General features: G+C 70.4%; 16 protein-coding genes and 1 tRNA gene. 7 read left to right on the top strand and 10 right to left on the bottom strand.

All coding sequences use genetic code 11. From position 1 onward, the window contains the following. Nucleotides 1-51: 51 nt before the first annotated feature. From ACWC0C_RS36015 to pyk, 5 genes are all read left to right on the top strand, one after another. Nucleotides 52-882, top strand: coding sequence for an NAD(P)H-binding protein (locus tag ACWC0C_RS36015; protein ID WP_450868468.1), 831 nt, complete (start codon nucleotides 52-54; stop codon nucleotides 880-882). A gap of 173 nt (nucleotides 883-1,055) precedes the next feature. Next, nucleotides 1,056-2,432 (top strand): pyridoxal phosphate-dependent decarboxylase family protein, encoded by a 1,377-nt coding sequence (locus ACWC0C_RS36010; protein ID WP_450868466.1) that lies wholly within the window; start codon nucleotides 1,056-1,058, stop codon nucleotides 2,430-2,432. Then, nucleotides 2,429-3,838, top strand: coding sequence for a lysine N(6)-hydroxylase/L-ornithine N(5)-oxygenase family protein (locus ACWC0C_RS36005; protein ID WP_450868464.1), 1,410 nt, complete (start codon nucleotides 2,429-2,431; stop codon nucleotides 3,836-3,838). The genes ACWC0C_RS36010 and ACWC0C_RS36005 overlap by 4 nt, the downstream gene beginning before the upstream one ends. 51 nt (nucleotides 3,839-3,889) lie before the next feature. After that, nucleotides 3,890-5,038, top strand: coding sequence for a GDSL-type esterase/lipase family protein (locus tag ACWC0C_RS36000; protein WP_450868463.1), 1,149 nt, complete (start codon nucleotides 3,890-3,892; stop codon nucleotides 5,036-5,038). Nucleotides 5,039-5,189: 151 nt separating this feature from the next. Continuing rightward, complete coding sequence (gene pyk, locus ACWC0C_RS35995; RefSeq protein ID WP_450868462.1) at nucleotides 5,190-6,626, top strand: pyruvate kinase; 1,437 nt, start codon at nucleotides 5,190-5,192, stop codon at nucleotides 6,624-6,626. Nucleotides 6,627-6,702: 76 nt separating this feature from the next. On the opposite strand, the gene ACWC0C_RS35990 is transcribed toward pyk, so the two are convergent. Beyond that, nucleotides 6,703-6,777, bottom strand: a tRNA-Leu gene (locus ACWC0C_RS35990). Nucleotides 6,778-6,877: 100 nt separating this feature from the next. Between ACWC0C_RS35990 and ACWC0C_RS35985 the strand changes: the two genes are divergently transcribed. Next, complete coding sequence (locus tag ACWC0C_RS35985; protein ID WP_450868461.1) at nucleotides 6,878-7,534, top strand: ANTAR domain-containing response regulator; 657 nt, start codon at nucleotides 6,878-6,880, stop codon at nucleotides 7,532-7,534. Between the two features lie 69 nt (nucleotides 7,535-7,603). On the opposite strand, the gene ACWC0C_RS35980 is transcribed toward ACWC0C_RS35985, so the two are convergent. The 9 genes from ACWC0C_RS35980 to ACWC0C_RS35940 all read right to left on the bottom strand — a co-directional run bounded on the left by ACWC0C_RS35980 (nucleotide 7,604) and on the right by ACWC0C_RS35940 (nucleotide 17,725). Further along, nucleotides 7,604-8,320: an ABC transporter ATP-binding protein gene (locus tag ACWC0C_RS35980; protein WP_449195980.1), complete on the bottom strand. Its 717-nt coding sequence runs from the start codon at nucleotides 8,318-8,320 to the stop codon at nucleotides 7,604-7,606. After that, the gene (locus tag ACWC0C_RS35975; protein ID WP_450868459.1) at nucleotides 8,317-9,300 is read right to left on the bottom strand and encodes an ABC transporter ATP-binding protein; all 984 of its coding nucleotides are present in this window, start codon (nucleotides 9,298-9,300) and stop codon (nucleotides 8,317-8,319) included. The genes ACWC0C_RS35980 and ACWC0C_RS35975 overlap by 4 nt, the downstream gene beginning before the upstream one ends. Nucleotides 9,301-9,305: 5 nt before the next feature. Next, nucleotides 9,306-11,147 carry a branched-chain amino acid ABC transporter permease gene (locus ACWC0C_RS35970; protein WP_449195978.1) on the bottom strand — a complete coding sequence of 614 codons (1,842 nt, stop codon included), beginning with the start codon at nucleotides 11,145-11,147 and terminating at the stop codon, nucleotides 9,306-9,308. A gap of 5 nt (nucleotides 11,148-11,152) precedes the next feature. After that, a complete protein-coding gene (locus ACWC0C_RS35965) occupies nucleotides 11,153-12,085 on the bottom strand; it encodes a branched-chain amino acid ABC transporter permease (protein ID WP_449195977.1) in 933 nt (310 codons plus the stop codon). Nucleotides 12,086-12,196: 111 nt separating this feature from the next. Beyond that, entirely contained in the window at nucleotides 12,197-13,435 is a 1,239-nt protein-coding gene (locus tag ACWC0C_RS35960) for a branched-chain amino acid ABC transporter substrate-binding protein (protein ID WP_449195976.1), read from the bottom strand. 313 nt (nucleotides 13,436-13,748) lie between these two features. Beyond that, nucleotides 13,749-14,384: a Tat pathway signal sequence domain protein gene (locus ACWC0C_RS35955; protein WP_450868456.1), complete on the bottom strand. Its 636-nt coding sequence runs from the start codon at nucleotides 14,382-14,384 to the stop codon at nucleotides 13,749-13,751. Further along, the gene (locus tag ACWC0C_RS35950) at nucleotides 14,381-14,806 is read right to left on the bottom strand and encodes a hypothetical protein (RefSeq protein ID WP_450868455.1); all 426 of its coding nucleotides are present in this window, start codon (nucleotides 14,804-14,806) and stop codon (nucleotides 14,381-14,383) included. Before ACWC0C_RS35950 ends, ACWC0C_RS35955 begins: the two co-directional genes overlap by 4 nt. Nucleotides 14,807-14,859: 53 nt before the next feature. Further along, nucleotides 14,860-15,351 (bottom strand): hotdog fold thioesterase, encoded by a 492-nt coding sequence (locus tag ACWC0C_RS35945; protein ID WP_449195973.1) that lies wholly within the window; start codon nucleotides 15,349-15,351, stop codon nucleotides 14,860-14,862. A 61-nt stretch (nucleotides 15,352-15,412) separates the two neighbouring features. Further along, the gene (locus ACWC0C_RS35940) at nucleotides 15,413-17,725 is read right to left on the bottom strand and encodes an FdhF/YdeP family oxidoreductase (protein WP_450868454.1); all 2,313 of its coding nucleotides are present in this window, start codon (nucleotides 17,723-17,725) and stop codon (nucleotides 15,413-15,415) included. Nucleotides 17,726-17,904: 179 nt separating this feature from the next. Between ACWC0C_RS35940 and polA the strand changes: the two genes are divergently transcribed. Then, complete coding sequence (gene polA, locus ACWC0C_RS35935; RefSeq protein ID WP_450868453.1) at nucleotides 17,905-20,631, top strand: DNA polymerase I; 2,727 nt, start codon at nucleotides 17,905-17,907, stop codon at nucleotides 20,629-20,631. Nucleotides 20,632-21,107 lie beyond the last annotated feature (476 nt).

Here is a 21,107-nt window from a genome sequence, read left to right as displayed (position 1 = left end):
CTAGGCTCGAGCTGTCAGGAACGAACAGCCGAGCCTTCGGAGGTAGTTTCCGTGATCGTAGTGACCGGCGCGACCGGCAATGTCGGCCGTGCCCTCGTAGACCGTCTGCTCGCCGCGGGCCGGCCCGTGCGGGCGCTCACCCGCGACCCGCAGCGGGCCGCCCTGCCCGAGGGCGCCGAAGTGGTCCGGTTCCAGCCGGACGACCCGGCCGCCCTGTTCGGCGGGGCGACGGCCCTCTTCCTCTACGCCCAGGCCGGCACGCCCGACCTGCTGGCGGCGGCCCGCGCCCAGGGCGTACGGCACGTCGTGCTGCTCTCCAGTGGCATCATCCAGGAGGGCGCCGACGAGACCCATCCCATCCACATCATGCACGCCACCGCCGAACGGCAGATCCGTGACAGCGGGCTCGACTGGACCTTCCTGCGCCCGAACGCCTTCGCCACCAACGCCCTGCAGTGGGTGCCGCAGATCCGCGCCGGCAACGCCATCCGGGGCGTGTTCGCGGACGGGCTGTCCGCGCCCATCCACGAGGACGACATCGCGGCCGTCGCGGAGCGGGCCTTGCTCGACGGCGGACACGAGGGCGCCGTGCACCGGCTGACCGGACCTGAGGCGATCACCAACGACGGGCAGCTCGCGGCGATCGGCGCCGCTCTTGGCAGGGAGCTGACGTTCGTGGAGACGGACCCCCGCGAGGCGGGCCCCGAGCTCTTCCCGCACGTCCCGCCGCACATGCTGGAGCGGCTGCTGCGGACGTTCGAGGAGACGGTCGGCGTCCCGCCGGAGATCACCGGCACGGTGGAGAAGCTGACCGGCACCCCGGCCCGTCCGTTCGCCCAGTGGGCGCGCGACCACGCCGGGGACTTCGGGGGCCGGGCGTAAGTACCACCCCAACGTGTTTTCTTCGTACGGCGATACCCCCTTTCGGGTTCTGATCGTTGGGCTTTTTGGACGCACGGGCCTCTTTCCGTACAAGCTGGAAGTCCAGCCACAAGCCGGAAGGCAACCGGCGCCGGAAACCCCCTGAGGGTCAGTCCAGGAGCGGAGGACAGCCGATGAGCGGTGAAGGACCTCTGCGCACTCCGCCCCTCGCCTCGGGCCCCCACGGTCCCGCCGCCCTGCGCCCCCTCCTCGGCACCGTCCTCGACGCGCTCGCGGCCGGTGCCCGGGCGCGCGGCGGGCCGGTGCCCGCCGGGGGGCCGGAGGCCGTCGCCGAGCGCGTCGCCGAGGCGCTCGGCGACGTCCTGCCGGACGACGGCGACCCCGACGCCCTGCGCGCCCTCGTGCACGCCCTCGCGGAGGGCGCCGCCGACCCGGCCGACCCGCTGTGCTCGGCCCATCTGCACTGCCCGCCGCTCGCCGTGGCCACCGCCGCCGACCTCGCCGTCAGCGCCCTCAACCCGTCCCTGGACTCCTGGGACCAGGCCCCGGCCGCCTCCGCCCTGGAGGCCGCCGTCACCCGCGCCCTCGCCCACGCCGCCGGTCTCGCCGACGCCCTCGTCACCACCGGCGGCACCGAGTCCAACCAGCTCGCCCTGCTGCTCGCCCGCGAGGCGCACGGCGGCAGTGTGCGGCTCGTGTGCGGGGCCAACGCCCACCACTCGCTGCCCCGCGCCGCCTGGCTGCTCGGCCTGCCCGACCCGGTCGTCGTCCCGGCGGCGGGCGGCACCCTCGACCTCGCCGCCCTCGACGAGGCCCTCACCACGCTCTCCGGCCCCCTGCTGGTCGCCGCCACCGCCGGCACCACCGACGCCGGCCTGATCGACCCGCTGCCCGAGATCGCCGGCCTGTGCACCGCCCACGGCGCCCGTCTGCACATCGACGCGGCCTACGGCGCAGGCCTCCTCTTCAGCGACCGGCACCGGGACAAGCTCGCCGGCCTCGAGACCGCCCACACCGTCACCCTCGACCTGCACAAGCTCGGCTGGCTGCCGGTCGCCGCCGGCCTCCTCGCCCTCGCCCGCCCCGGCGAACTCGCCGTACTCCACCAGCGCGCCGACTACCTGAACGCCGACGACGACACCGAGGCCGGACTCCCCGACCTGCTCGACCGCTCCCTGCACACCACCCGCCGCCCCGACGTCGTCAAGATCGCCGTCACCCTGAGAACCCTCGGCCGCACCGGACTCGGCGCCCTCGTCGACCAGGTCTGCGCCCGGGCCCGCGAGTTCGCCGTCCTCGTCGAGGAACACCCCGGCTTCGAGCTGTACCACCGGCCCGTGATCAGCACGGTCCTGTTCCGGCCCGCCGGGGCGGCCGACGACGCCGTGGCCGACGTACGCCGCAGGCTGCTGCACGAGGGACGGGCCGTCCTCGGGCGCGCCCGGCTCGACGGCCGCCTCTGGCTCAAGGCCACCCTCCTCAACCCCCACACCCGGCCGGACGACCTGGCCCAGCTCCTGAAACTCGTCACAGAAGGCACCCTCGTATGAGCAACCCTCCACGGAACGAGCCCTCATCCCCCCGCGACCTGGTCGGTGTCGGCATCGGCCCGTGCAATCTCTCCCTGGCCGCCCTCGCTCATCCGCTCACCGAACTCGACGCCGTCTTCTACGACCAGCGCCCCGGCTTCGACTGGCACCCCGGCCTGCTCATCGAGGGCGCCACCGTCCAAGTGCCGTTCCTGGCCGACCTGGTGACCCTCGCCGACCCGACCAGCCCCTGGGGCTTCCTCAACTACCTCAAGTCCCGCGAACGGCTCTTCCCCTTCTACTTCACCGAGCGCTTCCACATCCAGCGCGCCGAGTACGACGCCTACTGCCGCTGGGTCGCGCAGAGCCTGCCCCGGCTGCGCTTCGGCCACCAGGTCGACGCGGTCCGCTGGAACCCCGAACGGGACGTGTTCGAGGTCGACTTCACCCAGCTCGACGCCGAGGGCGAGGCCGAGGCCCTGGGCCGTACCTACACCCGCAACGTCGTGCTCGGCGTCGGCAGCGCCCCCCATGTGCCCGACCCGCTCAAGCCGCTGGTGGACGCCCCGGGCGTGCCGGTCATCCACGCCGCCGACTATCTCGACCACCGCGACACCCTCCTCGCCGCCGACCACGTCACCGTCGTCGGCTCCGGACAGTCCGGCGCCGAGGTCTTCCTCGACCTGCTGCGCCGGCGTCCCGCAGGCCGCGAGAAGCTGCACTGGATCGGCCGTACCGAGACGTTCGCGCCGATGGAGTACTCCAAGCTGGGCCTCGAGCACTTCACCCCCGACCACACCCGCTACTTCCACGCCCTCGCCGAACCCGTCCGCGACCGGCTGGTCGCCGCCCAGTGGCAGCTGCACAAGGGCATCGACGCCGGCACCCTCGCCGCCATCCACGACGAGCTGTACCGGCGCTCCCTCAACGGCGGCTGGCCCGACGCCGTCCTCACCCCGGCCGTCCAGGTCCGCACCGCCGGCCGGATCGCCACCACCAAGATCGAACTCCATCTGGAACACCTGCAGCAGGGCACCCGGTCCCGGCTCACCACCGGCGCCGTCGTCCTCGCCACCGGCTACCGCGAGCGCCCGCTCAGCCGCGTCCTCGCCGGGCTCGACCCCTACATGCGCCTCGACAGCAGCGAACGCCCCCGTATCGACCGGGAGTTCCGGCTCGTCCTCGACCCGTGCGTGACCGGCTCGGTGTACGTCCAGAACGCCGAGCTGCACACCCACGGCGTGGGCGCGCCCGACCTCGGCCTCGCCGCCTGGCGTAGCGCCACCATCCTCAACTCGCTCATCGGAAAGGAGCGTTACCGGCTTCCTGCCCGGACCGCCTTCACCACCTTCGGACTCGAGCTGTCCGCCCAGGTGCCGCGGCCCCGGAAGCCGTTGCGGCTGACTCCGCTTGTCGAGGGAAGGTAAAAAGGAGGCAGGCCCGGAAGAGGCCCACCGACGGCGGTGTTGGCGACTGACATGACAAAGACCTGGATCGCCGCCCACCGCACCGCCGTCGTCAGCCCGTACGAGTCCTTCCACGTGTTCGAACCGCGCGGCTTCACCGACCAGACGGTACGACAGCCGCTGCGCCTGGCCGGGGGAGGTGAGGCCCTGCGCATCAGGCTCAGCAATCGTTTCGGCAAGGAACCCCTGGAGATCGGCGGCGCCCACCTGGCCCGGCGCGCCCGTGGCAGCGGCATCGCCCCGGCCACGGGCACTGCGCTGACCTTCTCCGGCTCGCCCGCCGTCACCGTCCCGGTCGGCGAGGAGATCGTCAGCGACCCGGTCGAGCGGGCGGTGACCGCGGGCGAGGAGTTCTCGGTCACCCTTTACCTTCCGCGCCCCACGGGCCCGAGCACCTACTCCACCCAGCCCTACGACATCGGGTACGCCGTGCCGGGTGACCGGCTGGACGCCGAAGTCCTGGAAGGCGCCGAGGAGTTGCCGACCGGTCACTACCTCACCGGTGCCGATGTGCTCGCGCCCGAAGGCACCCGCATCGCCGTGGCCTTCGGCGACTCCTGGATCGCGGGCGCGTTCACCACCCCGGGCGCCGACAACAGCTTCCCCGGGCAGCTCACCCGCCGTCTGACCCGCGGCTGGATCGTCAATCAGGGCATCTCCGGCAACCGGCTGCTCACCGACGAGATCGGCGATCATCTGCTCGCGCGCATCGACGACGACGTCCTCGCCGTCCCCGGCGTCAGTCACGTCCTGGTCCACATCGGCCTCAACGACCTCGGCATGCCCGGCTTCCGCGCCCACCCCGAACCCGCCGAGGGGGCCGGCGCGGCCGATCTCATCGCCGGGTTCACCCTCCTCGCCGAGCGCCTGCACGCCGCCGGTCTCCGAGTCGTCGGCTCCACCATCGGCCCGTACGGGGGCACGGTCTACGAGGGTTACGACACCGAAGCCGGCCAGGCCGCGCGGCGCGAGGCCAACGCCTGGCTCCTCGGGGACACACACCCCTTCGACGGCATCGTGGACGTGGCCACCGCCGTCGCGGACCCGGCCCGACCCGAACGGATCCGCGCCGAATTCGACAGCGGCGACGGCCTGCACGTCAATGACGCCGGCGCGAAGGCGATCGCCGACGCCGTCGACCTGAGCCTCCTCGACCTCTAGAAGGCGCCCCGGAGTACTCGGAGAATGAAATTCGCTCATCGGAGCGAGTGGCCGCACAATTCAACACTTGTCAATGACCCTTCACTCAAAGGTTGTTGAGTGGTCATGTGCGGCCGATTCTCTACCCGCGGGTAAGGCCTAGGCTCGACATATGCGCCGAGCAAAGATCGTCTGTACTCTGGGGCCCGCCACCGACTCGTACGACCAGATCAAGGCACTGGTCGACGCCGGAATGGACGTCGCCCGCTTCAATCTCAGCCACGGCACCCACGCCGAACACGAGGAGCGTTACCGGCGGGTGCGCAAGGCCGCCGACGAGACCGGTCGCAGCGTCGGAATTCTCGCCGACCTTCAAGGTCCGAAGATCCGCCTCGGCCGTTTCGTCGAAGGCCCCGTACTCCTTGAACGCGGCGACATCTTCACCATCACCGTGGAGGAGGGCGTCGAGGGCGACCGCCACCGGTGCGGCACCACCTACGCCGGCCTCGCCGCAGACGTCACCCCCGGTGAGCGTGTCCTCGTCGACGACGGCAAGGTCTGCCTGGAGGTCACCGCCGTCGACGGCCCCCGCATCCGCACCCGCGTGGTCGAGGGCGGCATGATCTCCGACCACAAGGGCCTCAACCTCCCCGGCGTCGCCGTCTCCGTCCCCGCACTGTCCGAGAAGGACGAGGAAGACCTGCGCTGGGCGCTGCGCACCGGCTTCGACGTCATCGCCCTCTCCTTCGTCCGCAGCGGCGACGACGCCGCGGACGTGCACCGCATCATGTCCGAGGAGGGCCGCCGCCTCCCGGTGATCGCCAAGGTCGAGAAGCCGCAGGCCGTGGAGAACCTCGACGGCATCGTGGCCGCCTTCGACGGCCTGATGGTCGCGCGCGGCGACCTGGGCGTGGAGGTGCCCCTGGAGCAGGTGCCGATCGTGCAGAAGCGCGCGGTCAAGCTCGCCAAGCGCAATGCCAAGCCGGTCATCGTGGCCACCCAGATGCTCGACTCGATGATCGACAACTCCCGGCCGACCCGCGCCGAGGCCTCCGACGTGGCCAACGCGGTCCTCGACGGCACGGACGCGGTGATGCTCTCCGGCGAGACCAGCGTCGGCAAGTACCCGGTCGAGACCGTGCGCACCATGGCGAAGATCGTCGCGGCGGCCGAGGAGGACATGCTGGCCAAGGGCCTGCCACCGCTGACCGAGCGGAACAAGCCGCGCACCCAGGGCGGCGCGGTCGCCCGGGCCGCCGCAGAGATGGGCGACTTCCTCGGCGCGAAGTTCCTCGTGGCCTTCACCCAGTCCGGCGACACCGCCCGCCGGCTCTCCCGCTACCGCTCGCCGATCCCGCTGCTCGCCTTCACCCCGGAGCCCGCGACCCGCTCCCAGCTCAGCCTGACCTGGGGCGCCGAGACCTTCCTCGGCCCGCATGTCGACTCCACCGACGCCATGGTCGACCAGGTGGACGAGCTGCTGCTGAAGTACGGCCGCTGCGAGAAGGGCGACGTCGTGGTGATCACGGCGGGCTCCCCGCCGGGGGTCTCCGGCTCGACCAACATGGTCCGCGTCCACCACATCGGCGAGGACGACAGCCCGAGGTAACGAGGCCTACGACGGCGAAGGGCCCCTCACCGAGAGGGGCCCGCCAGAACTGCTGACCTTGGAATCCAAGGAAAAGTGCCCCGGGTCGGACTCGAACCGACACTGTACGGGTTTTGAATCCGTTGCCTGCTGCCAATTGGGCTACCGGGGCTCGCAGAATCCAAGGTTTCCCCCGACCCTCCGCGCGTCCACCATACCGTAGCTAGGTAGGCTCTTGTCAGCAGTACCCCTGCCTGGAACGAGGAGCCCCCGTGACCCCCGAGTCGCCCCAGCCCGTAGACGCGCCCGACGACGACAAGTCGCACGTGCCTCCGCTGACGACCCGAGTCGTCATCGCCGAGGACGAGGCCCTGATCCGGCTCGACCTGAAAGAGATGCTGGAGGAGGAGGGGTACACCGTCGTCGGCGAGGCCGGGGACGGTGAGCAGGCCGTCGAGCTGGCCCGCGAGCACCGGCCGGACCTGGTCATCATGGACGTGAAGATGCCCAAGCTGGACGGCATCTCGGCGGCCGAGAAGATCGCCGAGGAGTCCATCGCCCCGGTCCTGATGCTCACCGCCTTCTCCCAGCGCGACCTCGTCGAGCGCGCCCGGGACGCCGGTGCCATGGCGTACCTGGTCAAGCCGTTCAGCAAGAGCGATGTGGTCCCGGCCATCGAGATGGCCGTCTCCCGCTTCACCGAGCTGAAGCAGCTGGAGAAGGAGGTCGCCGACCTCACCCTGCGGCTGGAGACCCGCAAGCTGGTCGACCGCGCGAAGTCGATCCTCCAGACCGAGTACGGGCTGACCGAGCCGGCCGCGTTCCGGTGGATCCAGAAGACGTCCATGGACCGGCGTATGTCGATGCAGCAGGTCGCGGAGGCGGTCATCGCGGACAACGAGGAGAAGAAGGCCGCGAAGAAGGCCTGATCTCGCAGCCGAACGAAGAGGCCCGCGCCCCGGAGAAGGGGGCGCGGGCCTCTTCGTCTGCCCCGGCGGTCAGTCCTCGCCGAGGTACGCCTTGCGGACCGACTCGTCGTGCAGCAGGTCCTGGCCCGTGCCGGACAGGACGATGTTGCCGACCTCCATGACATGGCCCTGGTCGGCGAGCGAGAGCGCCGCCTGGGCGTTCTGCTCGACCAGCAGGATCGTCGTGCCCTGGGACTTCAGCTCGGCGATCGTCGCCATGATCTTCTGCATCATGATCGGCGACAGACCCATGGACGGCTCGTCCAGCATGAGCAGCTTCGGCTGGGACATCAGGGCGCGGCCCATCGCCAGCATCTGCTGCTCACCGCCGGAGAGGGTGCCGGCGGCCTGCTTCCTGCGCTCCCCGAGGATGGGGAAGAGGTCGTAGGCGCGCTGGATGTCCTTCTCGACGCCCGGCTTGTCGCTGCGCAGAAACGCGCCGAGGCGCAGATTGTCCTCGATGGTCATGCGCGGGAAGATGTGCCGCCCCTCGGGGGAGTGGGCGAGGCCCAGCGCGACCACCTGGTGGGCCGGGACCTTCTTCAGCGACTTGCCGTCGAACCGGATCTGTCCGCCGACCGGCTTCAGCAGACCGGAGAGCGTGCGCAGGGTGGTCGTCTTGCCGGCGCCGTTGGTGCCGATGAGGGTGACCACCTGACCGGCCTCGACCTTGAAGGAGATGCCCTTGACGGCCTCGATCTTGCCGTAGGCGACCCTCAGGTCCTCCACTTCGAGCAGTGCGGTCATCGGTCGTTCTCCTTGCCGGGCGCGGCGTCGGTCGTGGTCTCGGCGTCCGCGTCGGCGGCCTCCGCCGTGGCACCGGCATCCGCCTGAGCAGACCCGGCTGCCTCACCGGCCTCGGCGTTGGCCTCGGCGGCCTCCACCTCGGCCACCTCCTCGTCGCCGGGCGCGTTCTCGAAGGGCTCGCCGAGGTAGGCCGCGATCACGCGTTCGTCGCCCTGGACGGTCGCGCTGTCTCCCTCGACCAGCTTCTCGCCCTGCACCAGGACGGCCACCCGGTCGCAGAGGTTGAAGATGAAGCGCATGTCGTGCTCGATGACGAGGACGGCGATGCCCTTGTCCCGGATGGCGAAGACCAGTTCCTCGGTGGCCCTGGTCTCCTGCGGGTTCATGCCGGCCGTCGGCTCGTCGAGCAGCAGCAGTCCGGGCTCGCTGGCGAGGGCGCGGGCGATCTCCAGCTTGCGCTGCTCGCCGTAGGGGAGGTTGCGGGCGAGGTGCTCGGCCTTCCGGTCCAGGCCCACGAACTGCAGCAGTTCCATGGCCCGTTCGCGGGAGGCCTTCTCGGCACGGTGGAATCCGGGGCCGCGCAGCAGCGCGGACCACAGGCCCTCCTTGGTGCGGGTGTGCCGGCCGACGAGGACGTTCTCCAGGACCGTCATGTTCGCGAACAGCCGGATGTTCTGGAAGGTACGGGCGATGCCGGCCGCCGTGACCTTGAAGGACTTCGGCGGGAGCACCTGGCCCTGGTAGCGGACCTCGCCCTCGGTGGGCACGTAGAGACCGGTCAGGCAGTTGAAGAAGGTCGTCTTGCCGGCGCCGTTGGGGCCGATCAGGCCGACGATCTCCCCGCTGTTCACGGTCAGGTCCACGTTCCGTACGGCCGTCAGACCGCCGAAGCGCATGGTCACGCCGCGGGCGTCGAGGACGGCCTCGCCGGAGGCGGGGACGTCGGGGGCGGCGTCCTGGGTGGTGGTGTCGGTCGTCATCGTGATCAGGCCCCTGCCTTGCTGAGGACGGCGGGCGCTTCGGTCTCCTCGTGGAACTCGAGCTGGCGGCGCCGGTTGGGGATGAGGCCCTCCGGGCGGAAGCGCATCAGCAGTACGAGCGCGACGCCGAAGGCGAAGAGCTGGTAGTCGCCCAGGAACTGGAGCTTGGCCGGGATCAGGTAGAGCAGGGCCGCGCCGACCAGCGGACCGGCGATGGTGCCCATGCCGCCGAGGACCACCGCGGCCAGCAGGAACGCCGAGTTGGGCGGGACGACGTGGGCGAACTGGTACTGCTCCGGGGTCACCGTGTAGGTGACGTGGGCCTGCACGGAGCCGGCGAGACCGGCCAGGCAGGCGCCGAGCGCGAACGCGATGAGCTTGACCCGGAAGCCGTTGATGCCCATGGCGAGCGCGGCGGTCTCGTCCTCGCGGATGGCGATCCAGGCGCGTCCGATGCGGGAGTCGCTGCTGCGGCGGAACACCACGACCACGATGAGCGTGATGAGCAGCATCAGCAGGAAGTAGTTAGCGAAGCGGCCGATGGTGGCGCCGAGGAACTGGTGCTCCTGGCCGAAGTCGAAGCCGAGGATGTCCAGGTTCGGGATCGAGGAGATGCCGTTGGAGCCGTTGGTGACGTCCGGGCCGGAGGTGCCGTCCATGTTGAGGACGGTGATCCGGAAGATCTCACCGAAGCCGAGCGTCACGATGGCCAGGTAGTCGCCGCGCAGCCGCAGCGTGGGGGCGCCGATGAGGACGCCGAAGACCATGGCGACGGCCGCGCCGAGCAACGCCGAGGCCCAGAACGGCCAGGTGACGTGCAGCGGCGAGGACGGTGAGCCGGAGACCAGGGCCGAGGTGTAGGCGCCGACGCCGAGGAACGCGACGTAACCGAGGTCGAGGAGGCCGGCGAGGCCGACGACGATGTTCAGGCCGAGCGCGACGGTGGCGAAGATCAGGATGTAGACGCCGATCGTCGCGTACTGGTCGTCGGACTGGGTGAGCGGGAAGGCCGCGGCGGCCACGAACGCACCGGTCATGGTGAGGGTGCGGTGCCGCGCGGTGATCGCCGAGACCCGGGCCACGAGCCCGGCCTTGGCGAGGGTCGCGAAACCGAAGCCGGCGGTGATCAGGAAGCCGATGAACAGCTCGTCGTACGAGGTGTCGATGCCGTAGGAGAAGACGATCAGGCCGACGGCCATGGCCGCCACGATGACGAGGATCTCCGCGTAGGCGGGCAGCTTGCGGGCGGGGCCGGGGGTCTCGGCGGTGAACGCGGCCTTGAACACGTTCCAGTTCTGCCGGCTGTTGTGCCGGAAGAGCTCCCAGCCGGTGTCGTCCGGGTCGGCGGGGTCCGGCTCCGGCCGTTCGAACGGCAGGGCCAGCGCGCCGAGCAGGGCGACCAGTGTGGCGACGGCGACGACGAAACCGCCGGGCTCCAGGTTCACCAGTCCGCCGAGCTCGGAGCTGATGGCGATGACGGTGTACCAGGCGGTGGCGAAGGTGCCGAGCGCGGCCGTCTTCAGGGCGGCGTCGGCGCCGCCGGGCGTCAGCCACCCGAGGCCCTTGATGCCGTAGGAGGCGAGGCCGAAGAGGGTGGTGAGGATGCCGCCGATCAGCACCAGGACCTGCAGGCCGCCCGGGTAGCCGTAGACGGTGAGGTCGCCGGGGAAGTCGGTGGTCCAGGTCCAGGAGAGGAACGTGGAGACGATCGCGAGGGCGCCGCCGCCGGTGGCGAGGGCCCGGCCGAGCGGGGCCGGCAGGCCGATCAGGCCGGAGCCGGGGGCCGCGGGCGCGGTCGTGGTTTCCGGGGTCTCGGGGGACTCGGATGCGGTGGTCTGTGTGGTCATCGCTGTCACGCCCTGTCCGCCACGCGCTCGCCGAGCAGGCCCTGCGGCCTGAACAGCAGCACGAGGATGAGGAGTACGAACGCCCAGACATCTGCCCAGGACTGGCTGCCGAACTTGTCCATGCCGGGGATGTCCGCGATGTAGGCGGTGGACAGGGCCTCGGCCACACCGAGGACGAGACCGCCGAGCATGGCGCCGTAGATGTTGCCGATACCGCCGAGGACAGCCGCGGTGAACGCCTTCAGACCGAGGATGAAGCCCATGCGGAAGTCGATCTGACCGTACTTCAGGCCGTAGGCGACTCCCCCGACGGCGGCGAACGCGGCGCCGACGGCGAACGCGATCACGATGATCCGGTCGGTGTTGACGCCCATCAGCTTCGCGGTGTCCGGGTCCTGCGCGGTGGCCTGCATACCGCGGCCGGTGCGGGTGCGCATCACGAAGTAGGCGAGGACCGCCATGCTGATCGGGGCCGCGGCGACCAGGAAGATGTCGCCGGTCTGGATGGTGACGTTGCCGATGTTGAAGGGGCCGCCCGGTATGTTCGGGAACGTGCGGGCGGACTTCGCCTCCGGGTACCAGGCCCACACCGCCTGCTGCAGAGCAAGGGAGAGGCCGATGGCGGTGATGAGGGGCGCGAGGCGCGGGGCGTTGCGCAGGGGGCGGTAGGCGAACCGTTCCGCTCCGACGGCGACGGTGACGGCGACCAGGATCGCGCCGACCAGCATCAGCGGCAGGGCGACCCACATCGAGGTGCCGTCGGGAAGGATGTACGCGTAGACCGTGAGCGCGCCGAACGCGCCGGTCATGAAGATCTCGCCGTGGGCGAAGTTGATGAGCTGGACGATGCCGTAGACCATTGTGTAGCCGATGGCGACCAGCCCGTACATGGATCCAAGTAGCAGGCCGTTGACCAGCTGCTGCGGCAGTTCGTTCACCGCATGTCCTCCGGGACGTGAAAGTGCGACGGATGGGGCCGGATGCGAGTCCGCGCGGGGCGCCAGTGGTGCAGCGCGCCCCGCGCGGCTCTTCGCAGGTGCGGTGTGGGATCAGCCGCCGTTGTAGGTGCCGGACTCCACGGCCTTCCAGGCGCCGCTCTTCACGGAGTAGACGGTGAGCTGCTTGTTGGTCGCGTCGCCGTACTCGTCGAAGGAGACCTTGCCGGTCACACCGTCGAAGGAGACGTTCTGCATCGCGGCGGTGACCTTCGCGCGGGCGTCGGACGGAAGCTTGCCGCCGTTGCCGTCGACGACCTTCTTCACGGCCTCGATGATCGCCCAGGCCGAGTCGTAGGAGTAACCGCCGTAGGCCGCGTACTCCTCCTTGTAGCCCGCCGCCTTGTAGTTGGCGACGAAGTCCTTGGCAGAGGGCAGCGTCTCGACCGGCGCGCCGACCGAGGTGGCGAAGTCGCCGGTGGCGGAGGAGCCGGCCAGCTTGATGTAGTCGTCGGCGTAGATACCGTCACCGCCGATCAGCGGGATGTTGGCGCCGGCGGACTTGATCTGCTTGCTCAGCGGGCCGGCCTGCGGGTACTCGCCGCCGTAGTAGACCACCTGGGCGCCGGAGTTCTTCACCTTGGTGGCGACCGCGGAGAAGTCCTTGGTGTCGGGGTTGATGTGCTCGGTGCCGACCACCTTGCCGCCGAGCTTCGTGAACTCGCCCGTGAAGGTCTTGGCGAGACCGGCGCCGTAGGTCTTCTTGTCGTCGATGACGAAGACCTTGGTCTTCTTCGCCTTGTTGTAGATGTACTGCGCGGCGAACGGGCCCTGGATGGCGTCCGTGGTCGCGGTGCGGAAGTACGACTTGTACGGGCGCGCCTTGGTCGTCTGCCAGTTGGCCCCCTGGGTCAGGTCCGGGCTGGTGTTCGCCGGCGAGACCTCCACCAGCTTGGCGTCGTCGAAGACCTTCTGCATCGACTGGGCGACGGAGGAGTTCAGCGGGCCGACGACACCGAGGACGGACTGGTCGCCGACGAACGCGGAGGCGTTCTGCTGGCCCGAGGAGGGCTGCGCCTGGTCGTCCTTGGCCTCGATCTTGAAGGTGACGCCCTTGACGTAGTTCTTCTTGTTGGCCTGATTGACGGCCAGGTCCACGGAGTTCTTGATGCCCAGGCCGAGCGCGGACAGGTCGCCGGTCAGCGGGGCGTCGACACCGATGACGACGGTGCTGCCGCCGCCCTTGCCGGAGTCCGAGCCCTTGTCGCCGCTGTCGCGCGAGCCGCAGGCGGTGAGGGTGAGTGCTCCCGCTGCCAGCGCGGCGGTGATGGCGATGAGCGAACGTTGACGCACGATCAGTCCTTTCCCACAGGACGGCCGCATCCCCATGGAAGCGGTCGAGCCGCGCGCCTGCCCGAAGAGACAAAGCCGAAAAGGCGAGTCGGTGAGGCTGTGAGTCGGCGCGGTGACTGGCGGTGACTCTAAGCGTGTGCAGGGAACGTGGAGGAGTGTCTGACCAAGGCTGTGACTCTCTTGTTATGACACGACGTAATGCAGAGCGGTACGCGCTGGGCGGTAGGGCGGAATTCCGGCCGATTCGCCCCGTCCGGAATGTGAGAACCCGCAGGACTCACCATGATCAATTCAGGCGTCTCAAGGGTTTTGGTCATGACGTGGTGCTGTTGCTGCAGGCGACTTTCAGGGCTTGGGAGAGATGCTGTGCGTAGCGCGAACCGAGGATGTAACTGTGAATCTGCATTGCGCGCGTATTACGCAGAGTTACGTCCAGGAAAGGCATCCCGGCGTCCATGGGTACTTTTCCGCATTGTGTCACGTGCATGGTTATCGTGATCTTGCGGCTCGAACCCGCCTTTGTCCGAAAGGGTGTACGCGGGTCGGTCACCAGCGCGAGTCCCGCGTACGGCTGGGTCACCCGGGTCACGGTGACCGGTGGGCCCGACTCCACGCTCAGTAGCACGACGAAGCTGAAACTGCGGGGTGCGGCGTCCGCCGCGGTGGCCGCGCCGCCCGTGTAGCTCATGTCCACCACCTGGGCCGGGTAGGGCGTCGGGGGCTGGGGTGGCGGGGGCGGCGGCTTCGGCCGGGTGGCGTAGAGGTAGCCGCCGCCGGCCAGGAGGGCGGCCGCGGCGGTGACCGCCAGGGTGGCGCGCCGGTGGCGGGCGTACCGGGCCGCCAGGGCCGAGCGGATCCGGCCCGGGAGGCGGGGAGTTGGGGTCGTCGAGTGCCGGGTGTCCCACGCGTGCGTGCCCTCGCCGGGCTCCAGTGGACCGATGCCGCTCATTGCCAGGGGCCTCCGCTCGGGGAGCCGTGACGGTAGCGCTCGGTGCAGGCCGCGCGCGCCTGACGGGCGATCAATTCCTCTGCGGCTCTTGTCCCTTGACGTCGCTTCACGGCTCGGGCGGCGTCGACGACATCCCGCAGGATCGCGTACTGGCCGTTGGACAGGCCCATCGACTGGTAATCGCCGTAGGTGCGGCTGTCGAGCACCTCGCGGGACCAGTGGGTGACGAGCCGGGTGCACAGGTCGGTGTCGGAGGTCTTCGAAGGGGAGGGTGCCGAGGGTGAGGATGTCGGGGGTGAGGGGCGGGCCGCGTTCCCGGCGCCGGCGGGCCCGGCGCAGGCCGTCGCCCACAGCAGGGCGGGCAGCGCCGGCCCGAACACCAGGAACCTCACCCCCGGCCGGGGGTCCCCTCGCCGTCCCATGAGCCGAAGCTACGGGGAGGGACGGCGGGGGGCAACGGTCCGGTGCCGGGTGGTCAGTCCGTGGTGGGCGGCACCTGCGCCGCGTCGCCCGGCCGGGCGTCCCGCAGCAGGCAGGTCAGCCGGGCACTGCACACCCGGCGGCCCTCCTCGTCGCTGATCACGATCTCGTACGTCGCCGTCGAACGGCCCCGGTGCACCGGTGTGGCCACACCGGTCACCAGACCCGAGCGCACCCCTCTGTGATGCGTGCAGTTCAGGTCCACACCGACCGCGATCTTCGAGCTGCCGCCGTGCAGCATGGAACCGACCGAGCCCAGGGTCTCCGCCAGCACCGCGGAGGCGCCGCCGTGCAGCAGGCCGTACGGCTGGGTGTTGCCCTCCACCGGCATGGTCCCGACGACCTTCTCCGCCGACGCCTCCAGAATCTGCACACCCATCCGCGTGCCGAGATGTCCGGCCGAGAACAGGGCGGGCAGGTCGACACCGAGTGCTGCGTACTCGTCGATGACCTCCTGCGGGAATTTCACCTGCTGCTGCTCGCCCATGGGCCCGGCTCCAATCGTCGTACAGCTGTCTCTTGCGGCTGTCTCCTGGCTGAGCAAACGCTCAGTCGGTCGCCGATTGTTCCAGACGGCTCCCGGCGGTCCCGGTGTGACCTTCGAGGCGTACGACCACGGACTTGCTGGCCGGGGTGTTGCTGGTGTCGGCCGTGGCGTCGAGCGGGACCAGGACGTTCGTCTCGGGGTAGTACGCCGCCGCGCATCCCCGGGTCGTCGGATAGTGCACGACCCGGAAACCGGGCGCCCGCCGCTCCACGCCGTCCTTCCACTCGCTCACCAGGTCGACGTACGACCCCTCGGCGAACCCCAGCGCCCGCGCGTCCTCGGGGTGCACCAGCACGACCCGGCGGCCGCCCGTGATGCCCCGGTACCGGTCGTCCAGGCCGTAGATCGTGGTGTTGTACTGGTCGTGTGAGCGCAGGGTCTGCAACAGCAGCCGGCCCTCGGGCAGTTCGGGATACTCCACCGGCGCGGCCGTGAAGTTCGCCTTGCCCGTGGCGGTCGGGAAGCGGCGCTCGTCGCGCGGGGCGTGCGGCAGTACGAAGCCGCCCGGCCGGGCCACGCGCGCGTTGAAGTCCTCGAAACCGGGGACCACGCGTGCGATGCGGTCACGGATCGTCGCGTAGTCCTTCTCGAACTCCTCCCACGGCACGACGCTGCTCTCACCGAGCACACGGCGCGCGAGAGCGCAGATGATCGCGGGCTCGGACTTGAGCCGCGGGCTCGCCGGCGCCAGCCGCCCGCGCGAGGCGTGCACCATGCCCATCGAGTCCTCGACGGTCACGAACTGCTCGCCACTCGCCTGCAGGTCCCGCTCGGTGCGGCCCAGCGTGGGCAGGATCAGCGCCCGCGCACCCGTGACGACATGCGAGCGGTTGAGCTTGGTCGACACGTGCACCGTCAGCCGCGCCCGCCGCATCGCGGCCTCCGTCACCTCGGTGTCGGGAGAGGCGGAGACGAAGTTGCCGCCCATGGCGAAGAACACCTTCGCCTCGCCGTCGCGCAGCGCGCGGATGGCCCGCACGACGTCGAAGCCGTGCTCGCGCGGCGGCGCGAACCCGAACTCCTTCTCCAGCGCGTCCAGGAAGGCCGGCGCGGGCCGCTCGAAGATGCCCATGGTGCGGTCGCCCTGGACGTTGCTGTGCCCGCGCACCGGGCACACACCCGCGCCCGGCCGGCCGATGTTGCCCCGCAGCAGCAGGAAGTTGACCACCTCGCGGATGGTCGGCACGGCGTGCTTGTGCTGGGTGAGGCCCATGGCCCAGCACACGATGGTCCGCTTCGAGGCGAGTGCCATGCCGAGGGCCTGCTCGATCTCCGCGCGCGTGAGGCCGGTCGCCCTGAGCGTCTCGTCCCAGTCGGCGGCACGCGCGGCCGCGGCGAACTCCTCGAAACCGTGGGTGTGTTCGCGGATGAACTCCTCGTCGACCGCGCCGTCCGTCTCGAGGACGAGCTTGTTGAGCAGCCGGAAGAGCGCCTGGTCGCCGCCGATGCGGATCTGCAGGAACAGATCGGTGAGCGCCGCGCCCTTCAGCAGGCCCTGGGGCGTCTGCGGGTTCTTGAACCGCTCCAGGCCGGCCTCGGGCAGCGGATTGACACTGATGATCTTCGCGCCGTTCGCCTTGGCCTTCTCCAGGGCGGTGAGCATGCGCGGATGGTTCGTCCCCGGGTTCTGCCCGGCGACGATGATCAGGTCGGCCTTGTACAGATCCTCCAGCAGGACGCTGCCCTTGCCGATGCCGATGGTCTCGCTGAGCGCCGACCCGGACGACTCGTGGCACATGTTGGAGCAGTCCGGCAGATTGTTCGTGCCCAGCTCGCGCGCGAAGAGCTGGTACAGGAACGCGGCCTCGTTGCTGGTACGGCCCGAGGTGTAGAAGACAGCCTCGTCGGGGGAGGAGAGCGCGGCGAACTCCTCGGCGACGATGTCGAAGGCGCGCTCCCAGGTGACCGGCTCGTAGTGCGTGCCGCCCTCCGGGAGGTACATGGGATGGGTGAGCCGGCCCTGCTGCCCCAGCCAGTAGCCACTGCGGCCGGCCAGGTCGGCGACGGCGTGCTCGGCGAAGAACTCCGGGGTGACCCGGCGCAGGGTGGCCTCCTCGGCCACCGCCTTCGCGCCGTTCTCACAGAACTCCGCCTTGTTCCGGTGGTCCGGCTCCGGCCAGGCGCAGCCCGGGCAGTCGAAGCCGTCCTTCTGGTTCACCCGCAGCAGCGTCAGCACCGTGCGCCGCACACCCATCTGCTGCTGGGCGATACGCAGCGTGTGCCCGATGGCGGGCAGCCCCACGGCCGCGTGCTTCGGCTCCGCGACCTGCGGCGCGTCCTGAACCGGATCACCCTTGGGCGGCTTTGTCGCCATCGCACGCTCCCCTTCGACTGTGCGTGACACGTACGATGCCGATCCTCCCACGGGCCACCGACAACAGCGCCGCCCCTCCCGCCCCCCTCAGCCGCCGACCGGCAACACAGTGCGTAGCGGCCCGGCAACCCCCGGCACCCCGGAACGGACTGTCAGTGCGGCGTGGCAGGATCGGGGACGTGGCAGAGACAGCATCGAAGAAGACCGACAAGACCTCCGGCGGCGCCCGTCCCCGGCTGATGCTCATGGACGGGCACTCGCTGGCCTACCGCGCGTTCTTCGCGCTGCCCGCGGAGAACTTCACGACCGCGACCGGCCAGCCGACGAACGCGATCTACGGCTTCGCGTCGATGCTGGCCAACACCCTGCGTGACGAGGCCCCCACGCACTTCGCCGTGGCCTTCGACGTCTCGCGCAAGACCTGGCGCTCCGAGCGGTTCACCGAGTACAAGGCGAACCGCTCCAAGACCCCCGACGAGTTCAAGGGCCAGGTCGAGCTGATCGGCGAGCTGCTCGACGCGATGCACGCCCCGCGCTTCGCGGTCGAGGGGTTCGAGGCGGACGACATCATCGCCACCCTCGCCACCCAGGCCGAGGCCGAGGGCTTCGAGGTGCTGATCGTCACCGGCGACCGCGACTCCTTCCAGCTGGTCACCGAGAACACCACCGTGCTCTACCCGACGAAGGGCGTCTCGGAGCTGACCCGGTTCACCCCGGAGAAGGTTTTCGAGAAGTACGGATTGACGCCCGCCCAGTACCCGGACTTCGCGGCCCTGCGCGGCGACCCGTCGGACAACCTCCCCGGCATCCCCGGCGTCGGCGAGAAGACCGCCGCGAAGTGGATCAACCAGTTCGGCTCGTTCGCGGAGCTGGTCGAGCGCGTCGACGAGGTCAAGGGCAAGGCCGGGCAGAACCTCCGCGACCACCTGGAGTCGGTCAAGCTCAACCGCGTTCTCACCGAGCTGGAGCGCCAGGTCGAGCTGCCGAGGTCGGTCTCCGACCTGGAGCGGGCCGCGTACGACCGCAAGGCCGTCGTGATGGTCCTGGACACCCTGGAGATCCGCAACCCGTCCCTGCGCGAGCGCCTCTTCGCCGTCGACCCCGGTTCCGAGGAGGCCGAGGCCACCCCGGTCACGACGGACGGCGTGGAGATCGACGGCAGGATCCTGCGCACCGGCGAGCTGACCGCCTGGCTCGCCGAGCACGGCACCGAGACCCTGGGCGTCGCCACCGTCGACACCTGGGCGCTGGGCACCGGCTCGGTCGCCGAGGTCGCCCTGGCCGCGGGCGGGGGAGCGGCCGCCTGGTTCGACCCGGCCGAGCTGGACGAGGCCGACGAGAACGCGTTCGCGGCCTGGCTGGCCGACGCGGGCCGTCCCAAGGTGTTCCACAACGCCAAGGGCGCCATGCGCGTCTTCGCCGAGCACGGCTGGTCCGTCGAGGGCGTGGCCATGGACACCGCGCTCGCCGCCTACCTGGTCAAGCCGGGCCGCCGCTCCTTCGACCTGGACGCGCTGTCCCTGGAGTATCTGCACCGCGAGCTGGCGCCCGCCGCCGCGGCCGACGGCCAGCTGGCCTTCGGCGCCGACGACGGAGCCGAGGCCGAGGCCCTGATGATCCAGGCCCGCGCGGTCCTCGACCTGGGCGGGGCCTTCGAGACCCGGCTGCAGGAGGTAGGCGCGGCGGACCTGCTCCGGGACATGGAGCTGCCCACCTCCGCCCTGCTCGCCCGCATGGAGCGCCACGGCATCGCGGCCGACCGGGCGCACCTGGAGGCGATGGAGCAGACGTTCGCGGGCGCGGTGCAGCAGGCCGTGAAGGAGGCACACGCGGCGGCCGGCCACGAGTTCAACCTGGGCTCGCCCAAGCAGCTCCAGGAGGTCCTCTTCGGCGAGCTGGCCCTGCCGAAGACCAAGAAGACCAAGACCGGCTACACCACCGACGCCGACGCCCTGGCCTGGCTCGCCACCACGACCGACAACGAACTGCCGGTGATCATGCTCCGGCACCGTGAGCAGGCGAAGCTCCGTGTCACGGTGGAGGGCCTGATCAAGACGGTCGCGGCCGACGGCCGTATCCACACCACGTTCAACCAGACGGTCGCGGCGACCGGCCGCCTGTCCTCCACGGACCCGAACCTCCAGAACATCCCGGTCCGTACGGACGAGGGCCGGGCGATCCGCCGCGGTTTCGTGGTCGGCGAGGGCTTCGAGTCCCTGATGACCGCCGACTACAGCCAGATCGAGCTGCGCGTGATGGCCCACCTGTCCGAGGACGAGGGCCTGATCCACGCGTTCACCTCCGGCGAGGACCTGCACACCACGGCCGCCTCCCAGGTGTTCGGTGTCGAGCCCGCCGCGGTGGACGCGGAGATGCGCCGCAAGATCAAGGCGATGTCGTACGGCCTGGCCTACGGCCTCTCCGCCTTCGGCCTGTCCCAGCAGCTGAACATCGAGGCGGCGGAGGCGCGCGCCCTGATGGACGCGTACTTCGAGCGCTTCGGCGGCGTCCGCGACTACCTTCGCCGGGCGGTCGACGAGGCGCGGGCGACGGGCTACACGGCGACGCTGTTCGGGCGCCGCCGCTACCTCCCCGACCTCAACAGCGACAACCGCCAGCGCCGCGAGGCGGCCGAGCGCATGGCCCTCAACGCGCCCATCCAGGGCACGGCGGCGGACATCGTCAAGATCGCCATGCTCAAGGTGGACAGCGCCCTGCGGGCGGCGGACCTGAAGTCCCGCATGCTCCTCCAGGTCCACGACGAAATCGTCCTGGAGATCGCCCCCGGCGAGCGGGCGGCCGCGGAGCAGATCGTCCGCGACGAAATGTCCAACGCCGTCCACCTCCGCGCGCCCCTGGACGTCTCGGTGGGCTCGGGCCCGGACTGGGAGTCGGCGGCGCACTAGCCTGCGGCGCTCGTACGGAGGGGGCGCTGCAACCGGCCTCGGCTGCAACGCCCCCTCCTCCGGCACCGGCACCCACGCCGGCACCTGTCCCCGCCGTAACGGTGCTCAGCCCTCACGGCGCAATCCGGCGCTGCCGAACCCACCGCACGGACCGCCAACGGGCCACGGCGCAATCCGGCGGTGCCGAACTCATCTCGACCCCGACGCCCACCCACCCCCACCAGCACAAGAACCCGGCGCCCACACAGAGCACGTCGGCCGAACCCCGCAGGGCCCGTCACTCACGTGGCCCCCGCCAAAACGCCCCCCACCCCCCACAGCCGCAAAACTGCGGGCATGGGTATACGCACGCTTCACCGCCGGACGCCCGAGGCAGACCTCCGGGCCTGGGCGGACACCGCCTCGGCGCAGGCCATGCCCGCCCCGCCGGTCCCGGCCCTCGCGGCCGACGCAAGCACCGCCCGCATCCCCGCCGA

It is taken from the genome of Streptomyces sp. NPDC001709 (genome assembly GCF_053596375.1).
This window is presented reverse-complemented; position numbering and strand designations above follow the sequence as displayed.